General features: G+C 58.2%; 18 protein-coding genes and 2 pseudogenes. 13 read left to right on the top strand and 7 right to left on the bottom strand.

Annotated features, from left to right (window positions below; all coding sequences use genetic code 11):
• Window positions 1-113 precede the first annotated feature (113 nt).
• Window positions 114-302, top strand: coding sequence for a hypothetical protein (locus ACTG2J_RS14280; protein WP_005334402.1), 189 nt, complete (start codon window positions 114-116; stop codon window positions 300-302).
• A gap of 74 nt (window positions 303-376) precedes the next feature.
• Here the strand turns inward: ACTG2J_RS14280 and ACTG2J_RS14275 are convergent, their stop codons facing one another.
• The 3 genes from ACTG2J_RS14275 to ACTG2J_RS14265 form a co-directional block, all read right to left on the bottom strand.
• Window positions 377-670, bottom strand: coding sequence for a hypothetical protein (locus ACTG2J_RS14275; protein ID WP_162628361.1), 294 nt, complete (start codon window positions 668-670; stop codon window positions 377-379).
• Window positions 671-952: 282 nt separating this feature from the next.
• On the bottom strand, window positions 953-2,959 hold the full coding sequence (locus ACTG2J_RS14270) for a methyl-accepting chemotaxis protein (RefSeq protein WP_439989509.1): 2,007 nt from the start codon (window positions 2,957-2,959) through the stop codon (window positions 953-955).
• 212 nt (window positions 2,960-3,171) lie between these two features.
• Complete coding sequence (locus ACTG2J_RS14265; RefSeq protein WP_021229327.1) at window positions 3,172-4,467, bottom strand: amino acid permease; 1,296 nt, start codon at window positions 4,465-4,467, stop codon at window positions 3,172-3,174.
• A gap of 251 nt (window positions 4,468-4,718) precedes the next feature.
• Here ACTG2J_RS14265 and ACTG2J_RS14260 point away from each other — a divergent pair, with 251 nt between their 5' ends.
• The 7 genes and pseudogenes from ACTG2J_RS14260 (at window position 4,719) to ACTG2J_RS14230 (ending at window position 12,940) form a co-directional block, all read left to right on the top strand.
• Window positions 4,719-5,102 carry a Rid family detoxifying hydrolase gene (locus ACTG2J_RS14260; RefSeq protein WP_005344164.1) on the top strand — a complete coding sequence of 128 codons (384 nt, stop codon included), beginning with the start codon at window positions 4,719-4,721 and terminating at the stop codon, window positions 5,100-5,102.
• A 22-nt stretch (window positions 5,103-5,124) separates the two neighbouring features.
• Window positions 5,125-6,413 (top strand): annotated as a pseudogene (locus ACTG2J_RS14255) (L-cysteine desulfidase family protein).
• A gap of 64 nt (window positions 6,414-6,477) precedes the next feature.
• Window positions 6,478-7,131 carry a helix-turn-helix transcriptional regulator gene (locus ACTG2J_RS14250; RefSeq protein ID WP_005334376.1) on the top strand — a complete coding sequence of 218 codons (654 nt, stop codon included), beginning with the start codon at window positions 6,478-6,480 and terminating at the stop codon, window positions 7,129-7,131.
• 153 nt (window positions 7,132-7,284) lie between these two features.
• A complete protein-coding gene (locus tag ACTG2J_RS14245; RefSeq protein ID WP_201989076.1) occupies window positions 7,285-7,872 on the top strand; it encodes a histidine phosphatase family protein in 588 nt (195 codons plus the stop codon).
• Window positions 7,873-8,195: 323 nt separating this feature from the next.
• Window positions 8,196-9,821: a methyl-accepting chemotaxis protein gene (locus tag ACTG2J_RS14240; RefSeq protein ID WP_019445953.1), complete on the top strand. Its 1,626-nt coding sequence runs from the start codon at window positions 8,196-8,198 to the stop codon at window positions 9,819-9,821.
• Window positions 9,822-10,108: 287 nt separating this feature from the next.
• Window positions 10,109-11,302 (top strand): enoyl-ACP reductase FabV, encoded by a 1,194-nt coding sequence (gene fabV / locus ACTG2J_RS14235; protein WP_005353312.1) that lies wholly within the window; start codon window positions 10,109-10,111, stop codon window positions 11,300-11,302.
• A gap of 162 nt (window positions 11,303-11,464) precedes the next feature.
• Entirely contained in the window at window positions 11,465-12,940 is a 1,476-nt protein-coding gene (locus ACTG2J_RS14230) for a YfcC family protein (protein ID WP_005334369.1), read from the top strand.
• 63 nt (window positions 12,941-13,003) lie between these two features.
• Here ACTG2J_RS14230 and ACTG2J_RS14225 read toward each other — a convergent pair whose 3' ends face one another.
• Window positions 13,004-14,218: a pyridoxal phosphate-dependent aminotransferase gene (locus ACTG2J_RS14225; protein ID WP_005334367.1), complete on the bottom strand. Its 1,215-nt coding sequence runs from the start codon at window positions 14,216-14,218 to the stop codon at window positions 13,004-13,006.
• A gap of 381 nt (window positions 14,219-14,599) precedes the next feature.
• Between ACTG2J_RS14225 and ACTG2J_RS14220 the strand changes: the two genes are divergently transcribed.
• Entirely contained in the window at window positions 14,600-14,812 is a 213-nt protein-coding gene (locus ACTG2J_RS14220; RefSeq protein ID WP_005334366.1) for a DUF1653 domain-containing protein, read from the top strand.
• Between the two features lie 270 nt (window positions 14,813-15,082).
• Window positions 15,083-15,772 carry an aquaporin Z gene (aqpZ, locus tag ACTG2J_RS14215; protein WP_331378079.1) on the top strand — a complete coding sequence of 230 codons (690 nt, stop codon included), beginning with the start codon at window positions 15,083-15,085 and terminating at the stop codon, window positions 15,770-15,772.
• Window positions 15,773-15,864: 92 nt separating this feature from the next.
• Here the strand turns inward: aqpZ and ACTG2J_RS14210 are convergent, their stop codons facing one another.
• Window positions 15,865-16,614 carry a lytic transglycosylase domain-containing protein gene (locus tag ACTG2J_RS14210; protein WP_414627608.1) on the bottom strand — a complete coding sequence of 250 codons (750 nt, stop codon included), beginning with the start codon at window positions 16,612-16,614 and terminating at the stop codon, window positions 15,865-15,867.
• Between the two features lie 328 nt (window positions 16,615-16,942).
• Here ACTG2J_RS14210 and ACTG2J_RS14205 point away from each other — a divergent pair, with 328 nt between their 5' ends.
• Window positions 16,943-17,383, top strand: a complete 441-nt coding sequence (locus tag ACTG2J_RS14205; protein WP_041980377.1) for a GNAT family N-acetyltransferase — start codon at window positions 16,943-16,945, stop codon at window positions 17,381-17,383.
• 5 nt (window positions 17,384-17,388) lie between these two features.
• On the opposite strand, the gene ACTG2J_RS14200 is transcribed toward ACTG2J_RS14205, so the two are convergent.
• Window positions 17,389-17,931 (bottom strand): DUF1439 domain-containing protein, encoded by a 543-nt coding sequence (locus tag ACTG2J_RS14200; protein WP_005353308.1) that lies wholly within the window; start codon window positions 17,929-17,931, stop codon window positions 17,389-17,391.
• A 97-nt stretch (window positions 17,932-18,028) separates the two neighbouring features.
• Between ACTG2J_RS14200 and cls the strand changes: the two are divergent.
• Window positions 18,029-19,511 (top strand): annotated as a pseudogene (gene cls, locus ACTG2J_RS14195) (cardiolipin synthase).
• 107 nt (window positions 19,512-19,618) lie between these two features.
• The gene (locus tag ACTG2J_RS14190; protein WP_113739158.1) at window positions 19,619-20,881 is read left to right on the top strand and encodes a DUF945 family protein; all 1,263 of its coding nucleotides are present in this window, start codon (window positions 19,619-19,621) and stop codon (window positions 20,879-20,881) included.
• 79 nt (window positions 20,882-20,960) lie between these two features.
• On the opposite strand, the gene purU is transcribed toward ACTG2J_RS14190, so the two are convergent.
• Window positions 20,961-21,797 carry a formyltetrahydrofolate deformylase gene (gene purU / locus ACTG2J_RS14185; protein ID WP_019445959.1) on the bottom strand — a complete coding sequence of 279 codons (837 nt, stop codon included), beginning with the start codon at window positions 21,795-21,797 and terminating at the stop codon, window positions 20,961-20,963.
• Window positions 21,798-21,999: the final 202 nt, after the last annotated feature.

The following is a 21,999-nucleotide window of genomic DNA, read 5'->3' as shown; positions in this document are numbered from 1 at the left end:
GGCAGATATCTATCCCTTTCAGCCGCTTCCATTGATCTGCATCAAGCTTGAACCTCGGTGGTTATTTTACGGTCAGGAGTGATGTTGATGGGATGTAACAAAAGGATGTGCATATGGAACTGAAAAGGGACCCGAGATGCTATACCGACGTCTGTATCGACGGTAAGTGGTATCACTACGACCACTGCAGCACCAATGTCTACATGCTGATGGGAGGCGCCGCGCCGAGCCTTCAGCTGGCCTATGAGCCGAGCAGCGAAGAGGAGCTAATCGAGATGCTCCAGCAGCTGGGGCGCTTCTGACTCACCGAATTGATGTCTTGCCATATGGCCATCGGGCACGTTGCCACGATGGCCACGACTCTTTACCGTTGTACCTAATCTCGACGGGTTTTATTGCCTAATAGCCCCTTGCCTAGCTCCAGCATGGCTACGGCCGCAGCGTAGCTGCTATCGGACTTGCCTATCTCATCGGCCACATAGAGGAAGTTGGAGCGATACTTCTCCACCGCCTCGCGCGGGTTAGCTGCGTCGATAAAATCCTCTTCCACCTCGAACCCCTGCGTCAGCAGCGCCGCTTTCTCGGGCAGGAGGGTGGGGGAGGCCATGTCGATAAAAGTGTACTGCTGCCGGTTGGAGGCCGGGATAGAGAAAAATTGGTACTTCGCCATTTGCGATACCTCGCCTGAACGGTTGTGTCGTGATGCGAGCTTCCTCTCGCCGAACTCTTGTCGAACTGCCTCTCGGGCGTCGAACTGATCCCCGGGCCTGTGGCTGGCAAAAAGGTAACGTTCGAATCTTATTGTGGCTGAAGATTACTCCGCTTTATCCTCATCGCACAATGGGTAGTCGATACTTTTTTCGCCAAGAAAAACAATGCTGCCTGATCGTCTGAATTTGCAAAAAACCAGCCCCGGTAGGGGCTGGCGATGGAGTGGGGGGCGGTGGCTGGCTCAGAGCACGAAGCTCTGTACCATGGCGCGCAGCTGTTCGGTGAGCTGGTGGATCTGGCGGGCTGCATCGCGGGCGGCGTTGGCCACTTGCAGCGCCTCGTCGCTGCCATCCGAGATGCGCACCACGTTGCGTTCGATCTCGTTGACCACGGCGCCCTGCTGCTCGATAGCGCTGGCGATGATGGCGTTGGTATCGACCATTCGATCCACCTTCTCGGTGATGGCGCCGAAAGCCTGTTTTGCCTCCTGCGCCAACCCGACCCCCTCCTGTGCTTCATGACTGGCCGCCGACATGGCGGTGACCGAGGCGCGGGCGCCGGATTGCAGCTGTTCAATCATCTGCTGGATCTCGACGGTAGCCCCCTGGGTGCGGTTGGCAAGAGATCGCACCTCGTCGGCCACCACCGCAAAGCCGCGACCCTGCTCACCGGCCCGGGCCGCTTCGATGGCAGCGTTGAGGGCCAGCAGGTTGGTCTGTTCGGCGATGCCACGGATCACGCTGATGACGCCGCCAATCTGGCTGCACTGCTGTTCCAGTTGACCAATGCTCTCGGCGGTGCGCAGCACTTCGCGGTTGATATGGTCGATGGCCTTGATGGTGCGCTCCACCACATCCTCGCCCTGACCGACCACGTTCTGCGCCTCCTGGGTCATGCGGGCGGCTTGCAGGGCGTTGCCCGCCATGTCTTGTGAAGTGGCGGCCAGCTCCTTGATGGCGGTGGCGACCTGATGGGTCTCCCCTTGCTGATCGGCAATGACCTCCTGTGAGCGGCAGGTGCGCGCTTCGATCTCGGTGGCGCTCTCCACCACGGTGACGCCATTTTCACGCACTTGCAGCATCAGGGTGCGCAGGGTCTCCAGGGTCACGTTGTAATCCCGGCTGATGGCGGCCAGCTCGTCCTGACCGACGATCTCGATATGCTGGCTAAGATCCTGGGCGTTGACCCGGGCGGCAATATCACGCACCCGCCCCACGGTTTCGCGCAGGGAGAGATAGGCGCCGATCATCAGGTAGAGGTAGAGCAGCAAGCTGACGGTCAGCGGCGCGGTGACCCACCAGAAGTGGCGCTGGTTGGCGGCCAGCCGCTGATGCAGATCGGCCTCCAGCCGCTGGCGTACCTGGCCTGCCAGCGCGGTGATAGCCTCGTCCATCTTATCCCCCAGCGCCTGTACCTCCTTGGTGGAGAGTTGCACCAGCTGATCCTTCATCATCTTGTTTTCCATGGTCTCGACCCCCTGACGCACCAGCTGTATCAGAGCATCGGTCTGCTGACCCAGCTCGGCGCGGTAGGCCGGTTCAATCTGGTAGAGCAGGGTCAGATCGGCCTCCAGCTCCTGCATGGTGGCGCTGATAAGGTCGAGACGAAAACGCAGGCCGCTGTAGCCCTCTGCCTGAAACAGGCCGAAATCGGCGATGGTGGCGGCGCGATCCCGCACCTGGGCCAGCAAGTCGCGCAGCTGCGGCAACCGCTCGCTGGCGAGGATTACCATGTAGTAGGTACCGAGCGACGGATCCTGGATCAGGCTGCTACTGGCGGTAATGTGCTTGTAGAGGTGGCGCACCTCGGTCAGCAGCTTGTCGTGGCGCAAGTTGCTCTGCTCCACTTCCAGCTTGCCCGCTTCACTCTGCAGGGCGGCCCAGCCCTGCTGGATCACCTCAAAGGAGGGGTTGTTCTGGCGGGTGTCGGCAAAGGCTTGCAGGCTCTGATCAACTGCTTGTGCGGCTGCCTTGACCTGATCATCACCGACCGGATCCACCTCATGGGCGTGACGGGTCACCAGATTGCGATGGGTGAGCAGGGCTTGCTCGATAGCGGGCACGGGGGCGAGATTGGCCACTCCCGCCAGCTCGCGGTTGGCCTGCGCGTTGTCATCCTGCAGCCGCCCCAGCAGATTGGCCATGCTGTAGGCCAGTGGCAGCAGCATCAGGCAGGACCAGAGCAGGAATTTATATTTGAAGGAGAGCTGATTGCCCAGCCGGATGGCGGGGTTGAAAATCCATTTCATGTTAAGCCTCGATACCTGAGTGCGGGCGTGAGTCGTGTTGCCTGAATAGTACTCCGAGCGGCCTCCCTTGGGTGATGGCCGGTTGCAAGTTGTGATCCCCTTGGCTTTTTGCCCCGCGGGGTGACTTGGCAGCCGCAGCGACAGAGAGGCGGGTTGCGCCAATAAAAAACGGGCCACCCGAAGGTGACCCGCGGTCGATAAGGGGACACCGATCAGTTGAACGCCAGGAAGGGCGAGACACAGAGCAGCAGGCCGGTGACGATGATGATGTAGAGGGAGGTGCCCTTGTACTTGTGCAGCGCCGGTACCTGATAGACCAGATAGGCCGGGATGAGGCAACCCACCATGCCGAAGATGGGGCTGCAGATGGAGGTGAAGCTCAGTACCGGTGCGTTGAGCACGATGGCACCCCAGGAGAGCATGACGGTAAACACCATGATCCCTTTGCCTACCAATCCTTTGTTGATGCGGTTTTCCGGCAGCACCCGGCGCAACAGGTTCATCGCCAGACCCTGACAGGCTTCACGGAAACCGAGGTAAACGCCGAAGTAGGCGGTCATTACCGCAAAGATGTTGAGGGTGAGGCTCAGGAGCTTGAGGGTCTGGCCGGGCATCCCCTGGGCTACCATGGCCAGCGCGGAGATGTTCTCTTCAGAGGCTTTGACCGCCTGATCGTGGCCCATGGCCAGAGTGAAGGAGACCGCGTAGAAGAACACCACCACAAACAGGATGCCGAAGGCGATATTCATGGCGCGCATCGCCTTGAAGCGGGCCACTTCCAGCGACTTTTCCCGCGAGCGGTAGGAGATCACCATGGGGCTCAGGCTTTGAATAAAGAGGATGGAGGTGAGAGTGAAGGGGAGCATGATGATGGCATCCTTCATCCAGTCACCGGCAGCGGGCATGGCGGTGATGTTGGCCGCATCCCACTTGTCCACCATCATCAGGCCGAGCACGGCCACCACGCTGATCTTGGTCAGCACCATAAAGGTGGAGATCTTGAACAGCAGGTTCTCGCCGCGCGAGGCCAGCGCCACCAGACCGCAGATCAGCACCAGACCGTAGAGCGGGTTTTCGGAGAGCAGGCCGTCGGTGACGCCGAAGCTCTGCAGGAAGGAGGCGCTGTCATTGGTGATGGCGGTGGAGTAGACGAAGACCCAGATCACCAGCATCACGAAGTAGAGCGCGCCGAGCAGCACACCCCAGTTCTTGCCGAGGTAGCCGGTGATGACGCTGGGGTAATCCTTGCACTCCGGCGAGGTGGCCAGGGTGTTGATAAAGAGGCGCTGGAACATGTACATGGCGGGGTAGCCGATCACCGCCGAGAGCAGAAAGACCCACAAGCCCATCAGACCCACCTGTACCGGCAGGAAGACGATCCCTGCGCCGATGGCCATGCCGATGCTCATGATGATCCAGCCCCAGTCGGTGCTGTCGAAGCGAACCGCTTCTTTCCATTCCAGCGTGCCCATCACGGGGCTGGCGAGTGTAGTGCTATGCGCGTCCATTAAAACCTTCTTTTTTGTAGGGATGTGGGAAAGCGGCGCAAATATAGTTGAATGAAACTGTCATAAACAATGCCCATAAGAGTACTTTTGTTCAAATCAGGATGGTGATCACGGTTTATATTGAGGCCGAAAGGTGCCTTTAAACGCCATTTTTGTATCTTTTTGTTGAATGGATAAAATAAAAAGCAAATAATGTTGAACGGAATGAGATTCATGATTGCAAAAAAAATTGCACAAACAGGAGTGGCTATATGAAACGCATCATCACAGCAGCAGCGGCACCTGACGCTATCGGTCCCTACAGCCACGGCACTGCCTATGGCGACCTTATCTTTACCTCCGGTCAGTTGCCGGTCTGCAAGCAGCAGGGTGGTGTGGTGGAAGGGGGGATTGCCGCCCAGACCCGCCAGTCACTGGAAAACCTGAAATCCGTGCTGGAAGCCGCTGGCGGCTCGCTGGATACCGTGCTCAAAACCACCTGCTACCTCGCCGAGATCAGCGATTTTGCCGCGTTCAACGAGGTCTATAAAGCCTATTTCCAGAAAGATTGTCCGGCGCGCAGCTGCTTCGCAGTGAAGGATCTGCCGATGGGCGTCAAGGTTGAAGTGGAAGCGATCGCCCATATCGCTCGTTAATGCTGATAAAAAGGTTCAAGTGATGAAACAAGCGTGGCAGCAGTATCTGCAGATTATTCAACAGGTTGTCAAACCAGCGCTGGGTTGTACCGAGCCAATCGCCGCCGCTTATGCCGCGGCTGTCGCCGCTCGGCAACTGGGGGGGAGCCCGGTCGCCTCGAGGTTGCGGTGTCGGACAACCTCTATAAAAACTCGATGGGTGTCTATGTGCCGGGCACCGGCAAGATCGGTCTGGCCATTGCAGCCGCGGCCGGTGCCATCGGCGGCAACGCCGATGCCGGGCTGGAGGTGCTGGCCGCGATCCAGCCAGAACAGGTGGAGCGTGCCCAGCAGCTGATCGATGCTGGCAAGGTGCAGGTGAGCCGCACCGCCGCCCCCGAGTTTATCTTCTGCCGCGTGACCGTTTATGGCACTGATGACAAGGGTGAAGAGCACAGCGCCGAAGTGACCCTCTGCGGCGGTCATACCCGCATCGTCGAGCAGCGCCGCGATGGTGAAGTGACCTTCACCGCCGATCAGAGCCAGGGCGGCGCCACCGGTTCCATCTGCGATGGCGTCGATATCAGCATCGCCGCCATCTACGAGTTCGCTACCCAGGTGGAGTTCGAGCAGATCCGGTTCATCCTCAAAGCCTCCGAGCTTAACGGCAAGCTCTCTGCCGAGGGGATGAATAACCCCTATGGCCTGGAGATTGGCCGCACCATGCAGCAGAACATCAATGCCGGTCTTATCGGCGAGGATGTGATGAACCGCATCGTGATGATGACGGCGGCCGCCTCCGATGCCCGCATGGGGGGCGCGACCCTGCCAGCCATGAGCAACTTCGGCAGCGGCAACCAGGGCATTGCCGCCACCATTCCGGTGATGGTGATTGCCGAGCGCTTTGCGGCCAGCGAAGAGCAGCTGGCTCGCGCCCTCATCATGAGCCATCTGGGCGCCATCTATATCAAATCCCACTATCCGCCGCTGTCGGCCTTCTGTGGCAATACCGTGACCAGCGCGGCCGCCTCCATGGCCATGGTCTATCTGGCGGGCGGCAGCTTCGAGCAATCCTGCTTCGCCATCCAGAACGTGCTGAGCGACAGTGCCGGCATGGTGTGCGACGGGGCGAAAGCCTCCTGCGCCATGAAGGTGAGTACCTCCTCTGGCGCGGCGGTGCGCGGCTTCCTGATGGCTCTCAACAGCCACTCGGTGTCGGGGCAGGGGATCGTCGCCGGCGACGTGGATCAGACCATCCGCAACGTCGGCCAGATGGTGAAGGAGGGCATGTCTGCCACAGACAGCACCATTATTGATATCATGTCCGCCTGATGTCCCTGTCGGTTGCTGCCCGGCGCCTATTGTCCGGCAGCAACCCTTGCAAGAAGGTCCCATTGTGAAGCTGCAAGAGTTGAGTCCGAGCGATTTTGAGATCCTCAAGTCGATGGAGAACATAGTGGATGGCATCGCCGCCATGTATGGCCAGCACACCGAAGTGCTGCTCCACAGTCTGGATGCGCGCAATCCCTCGATCGTCAAGATTGCCAACGGCCATATCACCGGCCGCAGTGTCGGCGCCCCCATCACCAACCTGGCGATGATGAAGCTCAAGAGCGGGCAGGATATCTCCAGCCCCTACATGACCAAGTGCGCCACCGGCAAGACCCTGCGCTCCATCACCACCGTGATCCGCAACGGGGAGCACAGGGCCATCGGGTTGCTCTGCATCAACAGCGACATGGATGCCCCGTTGCAATCCGTGCTACGGACCATGATGCCGGAGTGCATGCATCCCCACGAGAGCCATGCCACCCCGGAGGTGTTTGCCCGCAACATCGACGAAGCGCTCAACAGCACCATCGACACCGTCAGTGCCGAGGTGCGTGGCAACGAGGCGGTGCCTCCGTCCCAGAAGACACGGGTCATCGTCAATCAGCTGCACGACATGGGGATCTTCGAGCTTAAAGACAGTGCCCAGATTGCGGCGCGCCAGCTCGGGATCTCGGTCCACTCCATCTACCGCTATCTGCGGGAGATCAAGAAGGGCTGAGTCGATACACTCTGGCCAAATTGGCAGCAAACGGGTCAGCCTTGACCCGTTTTTTACGCCCGCTTTAGCCTCTCTGTTTGGGCCATCCTTCGGGCTATCTGCTATCATCTTCCCCCTTTATTTTTCTATCTCTCTGAACATGCTGGAGAAATCATGTCTCGACTCATCTATCTGCTGCGCCACGGCCAGACCCGCTTCAATGCCGAGCAGCGTCTGCAGGGGCGTTGCAACTCCGAGCTGACCGACAAGGGCGAGGCGCAAGCCATCGCCATGGGGCGGCGGCTTGCTGGCGAACTGGCGGAACCCGCCCGCTGGACCGTCTATGCCAGCCCGCTCGGCCGTGCTCGCCAGACTGCGCTGCTGGTGTGCGAGCAGCTGGGGTTGGCGGCAGAGCGTATCGTCTGGGACGACCGGTTAATGGAGCTGGGGATGGGGGAGTGGGAGAGCTGCCAGATACCGGCGCTGCGTCTTGCCCACCCCGAGCTCGATACCGGCAAAGGGGACTGGTATCTGCAGGCACCGGGGGCCGAGAGCTCCGAGAGCATTCAGCGCCGGGCACACCAGTGGTTGCAGGATCCTGCCATCGCCGAGCGGGCCATCGTCATCTCCCACGGCCTGCTCGGTGCCATGCTGCGTGGCGTCTATGCCGATCTCGACTATGAGGCGACCTGGTCACAGGAGTTGCCGCAAGATGCCTTCTATAAGCTGCAGGATGGTCACGTCACCCGCATTGCTTGCTAGTTTCGTGGACGTTGCCGCCATCAGTGCATGGACGATGCAGGCTGCAACACGCTACGGATTTTGCTTTGCGAAGATTAGACATCAACGAAATGATGAATAGACTAAAAAGCGCACTATCAATAAGGACATTAGTCCTTCTCCTGCGGTGATGTGTTTAAGGTCTGGTTTTGCGAACAGGTTGCAACTTGCATTGCACTATGGTGCACAGACCGCGCTTTTTTAATGAGGTAAGCGGGTGATTGTATTGAAATGAGTGGTCGCGTGATGCTTGGTGTATCAATTGCATATTAAACGACCAGTGGCCTGAGTATGAGGACGACACCATGAAAGGGATCTCGGTTCGTAGCAAATTATTGATGCTGGTTGTGGTACCGCTGTTTTGTATGATTTTGCTGTGCACTCTCTCCCTTTGGGGGATGCGCCTGATGAATCAGGCTGCCCATCAGGTGAATGAAGAGGAGGTGCAGCAGTTATCCGAACTGAAGCTGATTTCAGACTTGTATGCGGTCAGTGTCGTTGATGCGATCAATAAAGCGCATGTTGGATTAATCACCCGTGAAGAGGCAAAACGTTCCGTTACTGAAGCGCAGTTAAAAGCCGCAACGGAATGGAAGCGTTACATGGCCCAGAAGATGTCTGCGGAAGAGCGGGCGATAGCGGAGTCTGCCCAGGTATTGATGAACAAAGCCGACATTACACTGGATGGTATTCAGAGTGATCTTTCATTAAAAGCTCCTCTTGATAAGGCAATTCATCAGTTATACAGCACGGTTGATCCTTTTAATGAGGAGCTGGGCAAGCTGGTTGAACTCCAGCTGAGATTTGCAGATGAACATGTTGGTACCTTGGAAAGTCTGGCCGTTGATTTTTCATTTGCCTTCCTCTCCATTACCGGGATTGCCTTGTTCGCTTTATCCGTGCTGGGGATCTGGATTTTTCGCGGGATCAGTCAACCGCTCACCGCTTTGCGCAGAGCGCTTTACAAATTGCAGCATGAGCAGGATTTGACCGTCACCGTCCCTGTTATTCGGGAAGATGAATTGGGGCAAGTCGCACGGGCGCTGAATGATATGGTTAGCCATTTCCGCAGATTGATTGGCGAAATGGATGACGTGGCCGAACAGTTATCGACAGGCGCCGATGCACTGAACGAGCTGGGGCTAACCAGTGCTGAACAAATGGCCCAGCAGCGTCTGGAGACAGATCAGAGCGCTGCGGCGATGAATGAGATGAGCGCAACGGTTAACGAAATCGCCCAGAATACAAATAGTGCCGCAATTGCCGCCCGTCAGGCTGAAAACAAGGCAGAAGAGGGGCAAGCGGTTGTCAAGGAGACCATTGGGAATATGGCTCTGCTCTCTGGTCAATTACAAAATACATCCACTGTGCTGCAAAACCTGGCTATCGAGAGCAATAACATTACTCAGGTGATGGGGGTTATTCGCTCGATTGCCGAACAAACCAATTTATTGGCACTGAATGCGGCAATTGAAGCCGCCAGAGCGGGTGAGCAGGGGCGTGGCTTCGCTGTTGTGGCTGATGAAGTCCGGGTACTTGCTCAGCGCACCCAAAACTCTACCGGAGAAATCCAGAACACCGTCAATCGCCTGCAACAGAATGCAACTATGGCTGTTGATAGTATGAATATCGGATTATCTGAAGTGGAGAAGACGAATACCCTGATGCTGACCTGCGGCGTCTCTTTGGAAGAAATTGTGAGTGCGGTGGATGATCTGAATAATCTCAATGTGCAGGTCGCTGCTGCAGCCGAAGAGCAAAGCAAAGTCACCGAAGAGATGACGCGCAGCATGGTCAATATTGCCGATATCGCAGTACATACCTCGGACTCGGCAGCCCATGTATCGGCCAAGTGTCAGCGTCTTGATGAGATGGCCAAGTCAATGAGAACACAGATTAATCATTTTAAATGGCGCTCACATGCCGCTTGATATAATTCGATGACATTACCCCCAGGCCCCGAGAGTTCGGGGCCTTTTTGTATCATGTTGGTCGTACTGCACCTGCGTTGAAACATGTCATCGGTTTCCATAGATATGGGGAGATTCATTACCGGACTGATGAAGTGAGGCTTTCCGAAAAATTGTGCATTTTTGACGGCAGCCGTCACCCTGAATGGCCATTTTTGCCGCAGTTCAACACATCAGAGCACCTTATCGCGGCAAGATGAGGTATCTTATGCCCCGATTTCATCCATTAAACGGATCCGAGACCCCATATGATCATCAAACCCAAGGTTCGCGGCTTTATCTGCACCACCACTCATCCGGTCGGTTGTGAAGCCAATGTTCGTCGCCAGATCGCTTATACCAAGGCCAAGGGCACCATCGAGAATGGTCCCAAGAAGGTGCTGGTGATCGGCGCTTCCACCGGTTATGGCCTGGCCTCCCGGATTGCGGCTGCCTTCGGTAGCGGCGCTGCCACCCTCGGCGTCTTCTTTGAAAAAGCGGGCACCGAGTCCAAGACCGGTACCGCTGGCTGGTACAACTCTGCCGCCTTCGACAAGGCAGCCAAAGAGGCGGGCCTCTACGCCAAGAGCGTCAACGGCGATGCCTTCTCCAACGAGTGCCGCGCCAAGGTGATTGAGCTTATCAAGCAGGATCTGGGTCAGATTGATCTGGTTGTCTACTCCCTGGCCTCTCCGGTGCGCAAGATGCCGGAAACCGGCGAAGTGGTGCGCTCTGCCCTCAAGCCCATCGGTGAGGTCTATACCACCACCGCCATCGATACCAACAAGGATCAGATCATCACCGCCACCGTCGAGCCGGCGAACGAGGAAGAGATCCAGAACACCATCACCGTCATGGGCGGTCAGGATTGGGAGCTGTGGATGGCTGCCCTGCGCGATGCCGGCGTGCTGGCTGACGGCGCCAAGTCCGTGGCCTACTCCTACATCGGTACCGATCTGACCTGGCCAATCTACTGGCACGGCACCCTGGGCCGCGCCAAGGAAGATCTGGACCGCGCCGCTGCCGCCATCCGTGGCGATCTGGCTGCCAAGGGCGGCACCGCTCACGTGGCCGTGCTCAAATCCGTAGTGACTCAAGCCTCCTCTGCCATTCCGGTGATGCCGCTCTACATCTCCATGGCCTTCAAGATCATGAAGGAGAAGGGCATTCACGAGGGCTGTATGGAGCAGGTGGATCGCATGATGCGCACCCGTCTCTACGCGTCCGACATGGCGCTGGACGAGCAGGCTCGCATCCGCATGGATGACTGGGAACTGCGTGAAGATGTGCAGCAGACCTGCCGCGACTTGTGGCCATCCATCACCAGCGAGAATCTCTCCGAACTGACCGATTACACCGGTTACAAGCAGGAGTTCCTGCGCCTGTTCGGTTTCGGTCTGGACGAGGTCGATTACGATGCGGATGTAAATCCGGACGTGAAATTCGACGTGGTCGAGCTCTGAGTCTGACTCAAGTGAAAACAGGGCCCCGCGGGGCCCTGTTTTTTTGGCAAAAATCCAGCTAATTTGCGGAATTTTATTATCAGCGATCACCTTTTCCCCATATCAAACCCGCTAGTCTTGCGCTGATCGGATCACAGACGGCATTGCCGAGGAACGGAAGCTATGACCACTCCAAACGAGGCGCCCAAGAAGCGCCAACTTCCCACTGTCTATACCCTGCTTTTTATTATCATCGCCCTGATGGCCGCCCTCACCTGGGTGCTGCCAGCGGGCAAATATGACTATGTCACCGCCAAGACCCAGCAGCCGGTGGCGGCAGCGGCCGTGGCCGATTACAGCGGCGACGAGCGGCTGTTGCCTGTACCCGGCAGCTACACCGAGTTACCCGCCCACCCGCAAGGGGTATTCGAGGTGCTCAAGGCCCCCATTCAGGGCTTTCACAAGGCGGCCGACGTAGCGCTGTTCGTGCTCATCATCGGTGGTTTTCTCGCGGTGACCATGCAAAGCGGTGCGCTCGATGCCGGGGTGGGGGCCATTGTGCGCGGCTTTGCCGGCCGTGAGCGGCTGCTAATTCCTGTGTTGATCGCCCTGTTTGCCCTCGGCGGCTCCACTTTCGGCATGGCGGAGGAGACGGTGGCCTTCTGGGCGCTGATCGTGCCGGTGATGATGGCGGCGGGCTTTGATCGCATGGTGGCGGCGGGGATTATCCTGCTTGGCTCCGGGGTCGGGGTGCTTGCCTCCACCGTCAACCCGTTTGCCACCGGCATTGCCTCCGGTTTTGCCGGTATCCCCATCGGCGAAGGGATCGGTTTGCGGGTCATCCAGTGGCTGCTGCTGGTGATCTTCGCCTCCTGGTTCGTGATGCGCTACGCCAAGCAGGTGCAGCAGGACAAGTCCCGCTCCGTGCTGGCCGACATCGTCTATGACGACGAGTTCTCCCAGATGAAGAGCGGCAACCTCGCCTTCACCGGCAAGCAGAAGCTCACCATGCTGGTCTTCTTCGGCACCTTCCTGCTGATGATTTACGCGGTGGTGCCCTGGTCGGATTTGGGGATCGACGTGCTGCCCACCTTTGGCTGGTGGTTTGACGAGCTCTCGACCCTGTTCTTCAGTGCCTCCATCCTGATTGCGCTGATCAACCGGATGCCGGAGTCCAACTATGTGGCGACTTTCCTGAGCGGCGCTCGGGATCTCATCGGGGTAGCGCTGGTGGTGGCGGTGGCGCGCGGCATCTATGTGGTGATGGAGCAGGGCGTCATCATCGACACCATTTTGCACTGGGCTGAAGGGCTGGTGACCGGACTCTCCTCATCGGTCTTCATCCTGATGGCCTATCTGGTGCACATCATCCTGAGTTTTTTCATCCCCTCCACCTCGGGGCTGGCGACCGTCTCCATGCCGCTGATGGGGCCGCTGGCTGACTTCTCCGGTATTTCGCGGGATCTGGTGATCACCGCCTATCAGTCCGCCTCCGGCTGGATCAACCTGTTCGCCCCTACCGCCGCCCATCTGGTGGCCGGTCTGGCGCTCGCCAAGATCCCCTACGATCGCTTTGTGCGCTGGGTGCTGCCCTTTATCATAGGCGTAGCCCTCATCACCATGGCGGTGCTGGTGGCCGGTGCCCTGCTGCACGGCTGATGGCACGGATACAACGACAGATAACAAAAAGGCTCCCGCGGGAGCCTTTTTCATGTGCTTTGCTTACTGCTTGTAGCCCTTGAGGAAGCGGGCGAGGCGGCCGATGGCATCCTCCAGCTCCTCTTCGCGGGGCAGGAACACCAGCCGGAAGTGATCCGGCGCCGGCCAGTTGAAACCGGTGCCTTGCACCAGCAGCAGCTTCTCCTGCTGCAGCAGGTCGAACACCATCTTCTGGTCATCGCGGATGTCATACACCTTGGGGTCGAGGCGGGGGAACATGTAGAGCGCCCCCTTGGGTTTGACGCAGGAGACCCCGGGGATCTCGTTCAAGAGCTCCCATGCCTTGTCCCGCTGCTTGCGCAGGCGACCGCCCGGCAGGATCAGCTCGTTGATGCTCTGATAGCCACCAAGGGCTGTCTGGATAGCGTGCTGCATCGGCACATTGGCACACAGCCGCATGGAGGCCAGCATCTCCAGCCCTTCAATGTAACCGCGGGCACGGCCTTTTGGACCGGTGATGACCATCCAGCCCTGACGGAAGCCGCAGGCGCGGTAAGCCTTGGAGAGGCCGTTGAAGGTCACCACCATCACATCGTCACACAGGGTGCAGACGCTGGTGTGGGAGATATCGTCGTAGAGGATCTTGTCGTAGATCTCGTCGGCGAAAATGATGAGGTTGTGCTGGCGGGCGATTTCGATCACTTCCAGCAGGAACTCGCTGCCGTAAACTGCACCGGTCGGATTGTTGGGGTTGATCAGTACCAGGCCGCGGGTGCGCGGGGTGATGCGGGCGCGGATATCGTCGAGATCCGGGTACCAGTCAGCCCCTTCGTCGCAGCGATAGTGCACCGCATGGCCACCGGAGAGAGTGACGGCGGCGGTCCAGAGCGGGTAGTCGGGGGAGGGCACCAGCATCTCGTCGCCATTGTTGAGCAGCGCCTGCATCGCCATCACGATCAGCTCGCTGGCGCCATTGCCAATGTAGATGTCGTCGATATCGACCTTGCGCATCCCTTTTTGCTGGTAGTACTGCATCACCGCTTTACGGGCAGAGAAGAGCCCCTTGGAGTCGCAGTAGCCCTGGCTCAGCGGCATGTTGAGGATGACATCCTTTATGATCTCTTCCGGCGCATCAAAGCCAAACGGGGCCGGGTTGCCGATGTTGAGCTTGAGAATGCGGTGGCCTTCGTCTTCGAGACGGCGAGCCTCTTTATGCACCGGGCCGCGGATGTCATAGCAGACATCGTCGAGCTTGTGCGACTTGTCGATTGTGAACATGGTGAGTGTGATTCCTTCCCCACAGGGACGCGTTGGCGAAAAAGGCGATTTTTAGTATCAAATTTCTTTTCCCCTATTCTTCACAGAATTGAATGCTAGAACAATCCTCTTTTTAGAAGAATTCCCTGATTTTTAGCCCTAAAACAGGGTTGCTAGAACGTTAAATTCAGCACGATCTTTGGTGCTAACCAAGGTTAACTAGTGAAACATGGGGAACGAATTAACAATGCTGCCTGACTGTGTTGCAATATCCGGATCCTGTGGCACGATTGGCTTGTGTAAAAAATCGTCTTCGTCCCCCTTTTCGATGAGTTGAATGGCACTCATGGTGTCATCTTTATGTGGTTCGCTCATCGGTGTTCACTTCTGCGAGGTTTTCCCATGCAAGCACCCGTTCCAGGCCGCTATCGCCACTTCAAGGGGGGTTACTATCAAGTGCTTGCCCTGGCTCTGCACACTGAAACCCAGGAGCAGCTGGTAATTTATCAATCCGAACAGGATGGTCAGGTGTATGCCCGCCCCGTCGCCATGTTTATGGAGTGGATTGAGCATCAGGGGCAGGTTGTCAGCCGTTTTGCCCCTGCAGGAGACTGACCACGCCTCCGTTTTTATCGTTCAAGGGATGAGCACTCGAGCTAAATGGTGTCACAAGTTGTCGCATGACGCCCTTGGGTATGAGATGTGCAGCCGGCTGTCTTAATAATAAATCCCTTATCTAATCAACTAATTGTGACGAATATCACATTCAATGAGCTCTGCCTGCCGGGTTCGCAATCTGGACTCACACTCCCATAATGCTGCGCTTGTTCAAGCATGGGCCCTTCTCGGGTCTTGTTCGGTGTTATCTCAAATGGGAGAAATAATGTGAAACCTGTTGCTGCTGAGTTTATGGGCACTTTCTGGCTGGTATTGGGCGGTTGCGGCAGTGCCGTGCTGGCTGCAGCCTTCCCTCACGTCGGTATTGGTCTGCTGGGGGTCTCGCTGGCTTTCGGTCTGACCGTGCTGACCATGGCGTTTGCCATCGGTCATATCTCCGGTTGCCACCTCAATCCGGCCGTGACTGTCGGCTTGTGGGCGGGTGGTCGTTTTCCGGCATCCGGTGTACTGCCTTATATCGTGGCGCAAGTGTTGGGCGGCATTGCCGCCGCTGCCGTGCTTTACGTGATTGCCAGCGGTCAGGCCGGGTTTGATCTCTCTGCCGGTTTTGCTTCCAACGGCTACGGTGAGCACTCTCCGGGTGGTTACAGTCTGACTGCCGCACTCGTATGCGAAATGGTGATGACCGGTTTCTTCCTGTTCGTCATCATGGGCGCCACCGATAGCCGTGCGCCTGCCGGTTTCGCGCCGATCGCCATCGGTCTGTGCCTGACCCTGATCCACCTCGTCAGCATTCCGGTGACCAATACCTCGGTCAACCCGGCCCGCAGTACCGGTGTTGCGCTGTTTGTCGGTGACTGGGCTATCAGCCAGCTGTGGCTGTTCTGGCTTGCCCCGATTGTCGGTGCCATTCTGGGTGCGCTGGCTTATCGCCTGGTGGCGACTGAGCAGAAGTAATCATTTGCGAAACAAAGTGTGGTATCGACACGCCTGCGGGCGTGTTTTTTGTTTCTGGAGGGGCGAGAAAAGAGCATTAACTGAGGCTAACCTCAGAGCCCTTTGGCCTGCAGCATCTCTTTGTAGCGCAGGTGGAGGAGCTGGACGCGCTCCACATAGGCACGGGTTTCCGCATAGGGCGGGATACCGCCATGTTTTTGTACGGCGCCCGCGCCGGCATTGTAGGCCGCGGTCGCCAGCGCCACGTTGCCGTCATACTGCTTGAGCAGTCCCGCCAGGTATTTCACTCCGCCGAAGATATTCTGCTCCGCCAGCAAGGCATTGCCGACCCCCAACTCCCGCGCCGTGGCGGGCATCAGCTGGGTCAGCCCCATCGCTCCCTTGCGGGAGACCGCAAGAGGATTGAAAGCGGATTCCGCATGGATCAGCGCCCGGATCAGCGCAGGCTCAACCTGATAGGTCTTTGCTGCTGCCTTGATGGTGCTGGCATAGTCATAGAGAAACAGTCCTGTGGTCTGCCAGTTGACGCTGGATTTGGGGTCGCAGGCGAAGCAGTCGTTGAACAGCAGCAGTTCGTAATGGCCCTGTTCGGGCGCCATGTCGGAGTAGCGAACCACCCCGTTTTGTTGCACCGATTTATAGACCTGGATCTGCTTCTTGCCGTTGGTGGCGACTACCGCTGTTTGAGCGGTGTCGGGTTGTGAAGCGGGAGTGGCATCTTTGCTCGGACGCAAGGGGGAGGGAGCTGCGGTCAGGAAGATCACCTCCGCGGGGGGGGGAGTCTGGCTCCATCCGCTCAGGGGGATCAACAACATATGGCCTGCCAGCATCCATGCTTTCAACCCTGATACTCCTTCTTGTGATGACCATGTTGAGTAAAGCATCATGACGAGGGCAGAACAAGCTGCCAACAGGGGGCAAATGATCCGATTCGGTGACCGGGATCAAAGTATCCGCCGCAATAAAGGATTGTCATCATAAAGCACAGTTTTGGCAGTCGGGCGGTGGGTCATGGCCTCTTCCACCGGGTAAGCAAGCTGCCCACGACGTCCGCTTTTTTGTTGACGAAAGGCATGCTATCGTGCTGGCGTCATGTGGTCGGATTAGCGCACCGTATCTGGCACTAATAACTGATTATCAAAGGATTTGTCTGTGACAAGCAAGCTGGCGATGGAACTCACTTTCGAAGAGTACTGCGACGCCGACCTCTCCCTTATCAGGGACTATTACGAGACGACGTTTTCCCACTATGTGCCGGATCTGGCCGAGCGGATCTTTGTCGTACGTGATGCTCACTGGCTGGTGGGGGCGGTTCGGTTGCGGGACGAGGAGGAGTTTTACCATCTGTGCGGCTTTCGCCTGTTGCCCCACTACCAGTCGCTGGGATTGGGGTCACGGCTGCTGCAGCACGCCTGTCACGGTCTGTTGGACAAACCTGTGGTCTGTCAGGCGCTGCCCTTCGAGAAGCCTTTCTATCTCAAGGCCGGGTTTGCCGATATGCCCCTCAATCAATTGAGCGGGTCGCTTTTTTCCCTCTACGAGCGGCAGCAGCAGCAGGGTTATCAGGTGGAGCTGCTGGTACGGGATACCACCCAGCCCCTCCTGAATTGAGCGGTTTAGCGGGGTTTGGTCAGCAGGTGGATCTTGCCCGGTGACAGCTCCAGCCCCAGCAGATTCTCCTTCAGCCAGGCCTGATCCGGGTCCTTGTCATTGAGTTTGTAGACCGGTTTGGTCTCGAGCCGCTTCTCCATGCTCTGCAGCAGCATGTTGAGCATCAGCCCGAACTTCTTCTCGGCCGCCTCCGGCTCCAGCTTGTACTCCACCAGCTTCATGTTATCGAGAAACAGCGCGCTCTGACTCTTGTCATAGCGGGGCCTCGCCTCATAGGTCATCTGCAGGCGGGCGTCATATTCGGTATTGTCTGGCAGGGCGATTTTGAGCTTGCCCTTGCCATAGACCCGGGCGGTATCGGGGCGTTGGCGACCGATTTGGACGTCGCTCTGCTCAAGCGTCACATGGGCCTTGATGATGCCCGGCAGCTCCAGCTGTTTGTCGACTTGCACCTGAGATTGCAGGTACTGGTTTATCTGTTGCTCATTGATGTCATATGAGCCTTGGCCTAGCATGGCCAGGCTGAGCAGCATAGATTGCAGGATCATGCGTGCGACCTGATAGAATGGATTTGCCTTACAGCATACCATCACGGCCGGTTGGGGTCTGCCCACCGCGCTGTTTGTCGATTAGAAGGAGTCCCCGTTGTTTAACGGTCTGGAACACGATCTTCAACTGCTGTTTTCCCGTTTTCTGGGTTGGCTGCTACTGCTTTTTCATACCGTGATTGTCACCGGTGTGTCGTTTCGGGTGGTGATGAAACGCCGTCCCATCGGGGTGTCGCTGGCCTGGCTGGCGCTGATCTATGCCATTCCGTTTGCCGGGGTTGGCTTCTATGTGCTGTTTGGTGAAATAAAGCTGGGGCGCCGCCGTGCCGAGCGCGCCCAGGCCATGTATCGCCCTTATGCCATCTGGATCCGCCAGCTGGCCCGTCTGTTCCCGCAGCACTGCTGCGAAGTGGGCGCCAAGGCACAGCCGCTGCACGATCTTCATCCAGGGACGGCTCGCCATGCCGATGCTCTCCGGCAACCGCATGACCTTGCTCAACAAGCCGGACTGGATCTTGCGCGAGATAGCCCAGGATATCCGTCGCTCGACGCTCTCCTGCTATCTGGAGTTCTATATCTGGCATCCGGGCGGCGATGCCGACGAGGTGTGCGAGGCGCTCATTGAAGTGGCGCAACGAGGCGTGGATTGTCGCTTGCTGCTCGATTCGGTGGGCAGCAAGCAGTTCTTCCGCTCCCACTGGCCCAAAAAGCTGCGCAAGGCGGGGGTCAAGCTGGTGGAGGTGCTGCCGGTCGGCGCCTGGCGCATTCTGTTCCAGCGTCAGGATCTGCGGATGCACCGCAAGCTGGTGGTGATTGATGACAGGGTGGGTTACACCGGTTCCATGAACATGGTGGATCCCCGTTTCTTCAAGCAGGATGCCGGGGTCGGCCAGTGGGTCGACATCATGATCCGGGTGCAGGGGCCCATGGTGCCGCTGATGTGGTCGATCTTCGTCTGGGACTGGGAGATGGAGACCGGCGAGCGGCTGCTCGACAGTCTGCAGCATGAGCCGGAGGCCTGGCCCCAGACCAACTACCGCGCCCAGCTGATCCCGTCCGGCCCCTTCGTCGGCGGCGACTGCATCCAGCAGAGCCTGTTGCTGGCTATCTATCAGGCGCGCAGTCATCTGGTGCTGACGACCCCTTACTTTGTACCCGACGATCCGCTGGCGGCCGCACTCAGTTCGGCAGCGGCGCGCGGGGTGCAGGTGCAGTTGGTGTTGCCGGCACGCAACGACTCCATCATGGCCAATTACGCCTGCAACGCCTTTATGGAGGAGCTGCTGGCGGCCGGGGTGGAGATCTACCGCTACGATGCCGGTCTGCTCCATACCAAGAGCGTGCTGGTGGATGATGACTTCGCGCTGGTGGGGACGGTCAATCTGGATCGGCGCAGCCTCTGGCTCAACTTCGAGGTGACCCTGCTGGTGGATAACCCCTCGTTCGTGGCCCAGATGACCCGGCTGGTACAGGGCTATATGGCGGAAGCCACCCCGATGACCCTGGCCCAATGGCAGGCCCGCCCCTGGTACAAGAAGGCGATGGAGAACATCTTCTATCTCTTCAGCCCCTTGCTGTGATGTTGTGGCGAGCCGCAAGAAAGTGGACTCGCCATCTGATTGGACTTGCCTAGCCCCGAGTCCGCCCCGTAGAGTGCAGTGACAACTCCCTGGAGACACATGGATATATGAAAAAGATAGTGGCCCTCGCCGTGGGTGCGGCACTGGTAGGTGGTGGTCTGGCTGCGTGCTGGTACACGGGCAACAGCTTCGACAACATCATGGCGGAGCAGATCGCCAAGGTGGAGAAAGAGAGTGGGCTCGACATGCAATGGCAGCCGGGCAGCAGCAACCTTTTCACCCGTGACGGGATCCTGAAGGTCGTGGTAACGCCGGAGGAGCTGGCTGCCATCGACAGCGAGCTGGAGGGCAGTCAGCCCATCGAGTTGCAACTGATGGTCAAGAGCCAGATCCTGCCGCTCTACATCAAGAGCCACTTCCTGCTCGATACCCATAATGGCACGCTAGCGCCGGTTTTCACCGCACTGGGCATGGAGCAGTGGGAACTCGGTCTGGAGTCGGTCACCAGTCTCTGGACCCAGGGTAACAGCAGCCGTTTCTGGGCCAATGAATTCAAGATCAAACAGGGGCTGGACGAGTTCAGCTTCCTGCCCCTGAGCGGCGAGTTCCACGGCAATCTGGAGGGGAATGGTCACCTCACCATGACCTGGCAGGGGATGACGGTCCATGAAGAGCAGAGCAAGATGGACTTGGTGCTGGCTGATCTGAAAGGGAGTGCCGACATTGCCGAGATCAGCGGTGTGCTCCTCTCGCCCCAGAGCGAGATGACCCTCTCGGCCCTCACGGTGCAACTGCCTGACAGCGTCAAGGTCGCCCTGCAGGGGATGACCACCGAGACTCAGCTGACCGGTGATGATGCCCAGACCCTCTCCAGCAGCTATCAGATGAAAATTGCCAAGCTGGATCTGGAGAACGAGACCGACACCCTGGCGGTGACCGACAGCAAGTTGGCGCTCAACCTCAACGGTCTGGATCTGGAAGGGTATCAGGGGCTGCAGGCCGCCGGTGGCAAGGGGGTTGAAGATGCCGCCATCCAGCAGGCGCTGGACAAGATGCTCAAACGTGGCGCGACCCTTGAACTGGCCGATCTCAGCGCCAAGCTCAACGGTGAGGCGGTGACCATGAAGGGGGACGTGAAGCTGGCCTCCACCTCGCTGGAGCAGCTGTTCAACAGCGACGCGGGGATGCAGGCCCTCTCCGGCGTGCTGCATGCCAGCCTTAGCGACAAGCTGGGTAAGGCGGTGCCGCAACTGGCCCCCATGCTCGATCAGCTGACCCTGATGGGTTATCTGAAGGCCGACAAGCAAGCGCTGACCTCCGAGCTGAAGCTGGAGAAGGGCGCGGTGACGGTAAACGATCTGCCGCTCTGATATTTTGCGCAGAAACAACAACGGCTCCCATGGGAGCCGTTGTTGTTTCTGGTGTTTGCATACGGGCCGTGTGGGCGAATTACTTGAAGACCACCGTCTTGTTGCCGTAGACGAACACCCGCTCGTTCAGTACCAGCTCCAGCGCGCGGCTCAGCACCGATTTCTCCACATCCCGACCCGCCTTGGCCATGTCGTCCGCACTGAAGGCATGACCGACGTGGATCACGTCCTGTTCGACGATGGGGCCTTCATCCAGATCGTCGGTCACGAAGTGGGCGGTGGCGCCGATCAGCTTGACGCCGCGATCAAACGCCTGCCGGTAGGGGCGGGCACCGATGAAGGCGGGTAGGAAGGAGTGGTGGATGTTGAGGATCTTGCGCGGATAGGCCTCGACGAAGCTCGGGGTCAGCACCCGCATGTACTTGGCCAGGATCACATAGTCAGGCTCATAGCTGTCGATGATGGCGCGAACTTGCTCTTCATGTTCGGTCCGGCTCAGATCATCGTGACTGACGGTGTGGAACGGGATATCGAACTTGCCGGTGAGCTCGGCCAGGGTATCGTAGTTGCCGATCACCGCAACGATATCCATATCCAGCGCGCCCGCGTAGTTCTTCATCAGAATATCGCCGAGGCAGTGGGTCTCCTTGGTCACCAGGATGACGATGCGCTTCTTGCCCGCCTTGACCAGACGGCGTTGGGCACCGGTGGGTAGGGCATCATCGAGGTCGGCCAGCAGGGTCTCGTCGTTGAAGCGCCCCTCCAGCTCGGTACGCATAAAGAAGCGGCCATTCTCGTGATCCACAAACTCATCGTTCTTGATGATGTTGAGCTGGTGCTTGTAGCAGATGTTGGTGATCTTGGCGATGAGCCCTTTGGCATCCGGGCAATCCGTGAGCAGTATTTTCTTTTCCATCTCTGTCATTTTCCGTTTGTGGTGTTGGCGCTGCTGTCTGCGCCGGCAGCGTTGTTCAGGCTCTCTTTTCGGGCCCTGTTTTTTGGTTTCGGGAACTATGCCATAAACCGATCCGCGCCATAAAGAAATTCGCCAGTCATGGCCTCTCGTGCTGGCGAGCGGGCCGCAGAGCGGGATCCCGGGCGCAATGTTGAAACGCTTT

This window comes from Aeromonas sp. 6P, from assembly GCF_051919525.1.
Lineage (GTDB): Bacteria > Pseudomonadota > Gammaproteobacteria > Enterobacterales > Aeromonadaceae > Aeromonas > Aeromonas veronii.
This window is presented reverse-complemented; position numbering and strand designations above follow the sequence as displayed.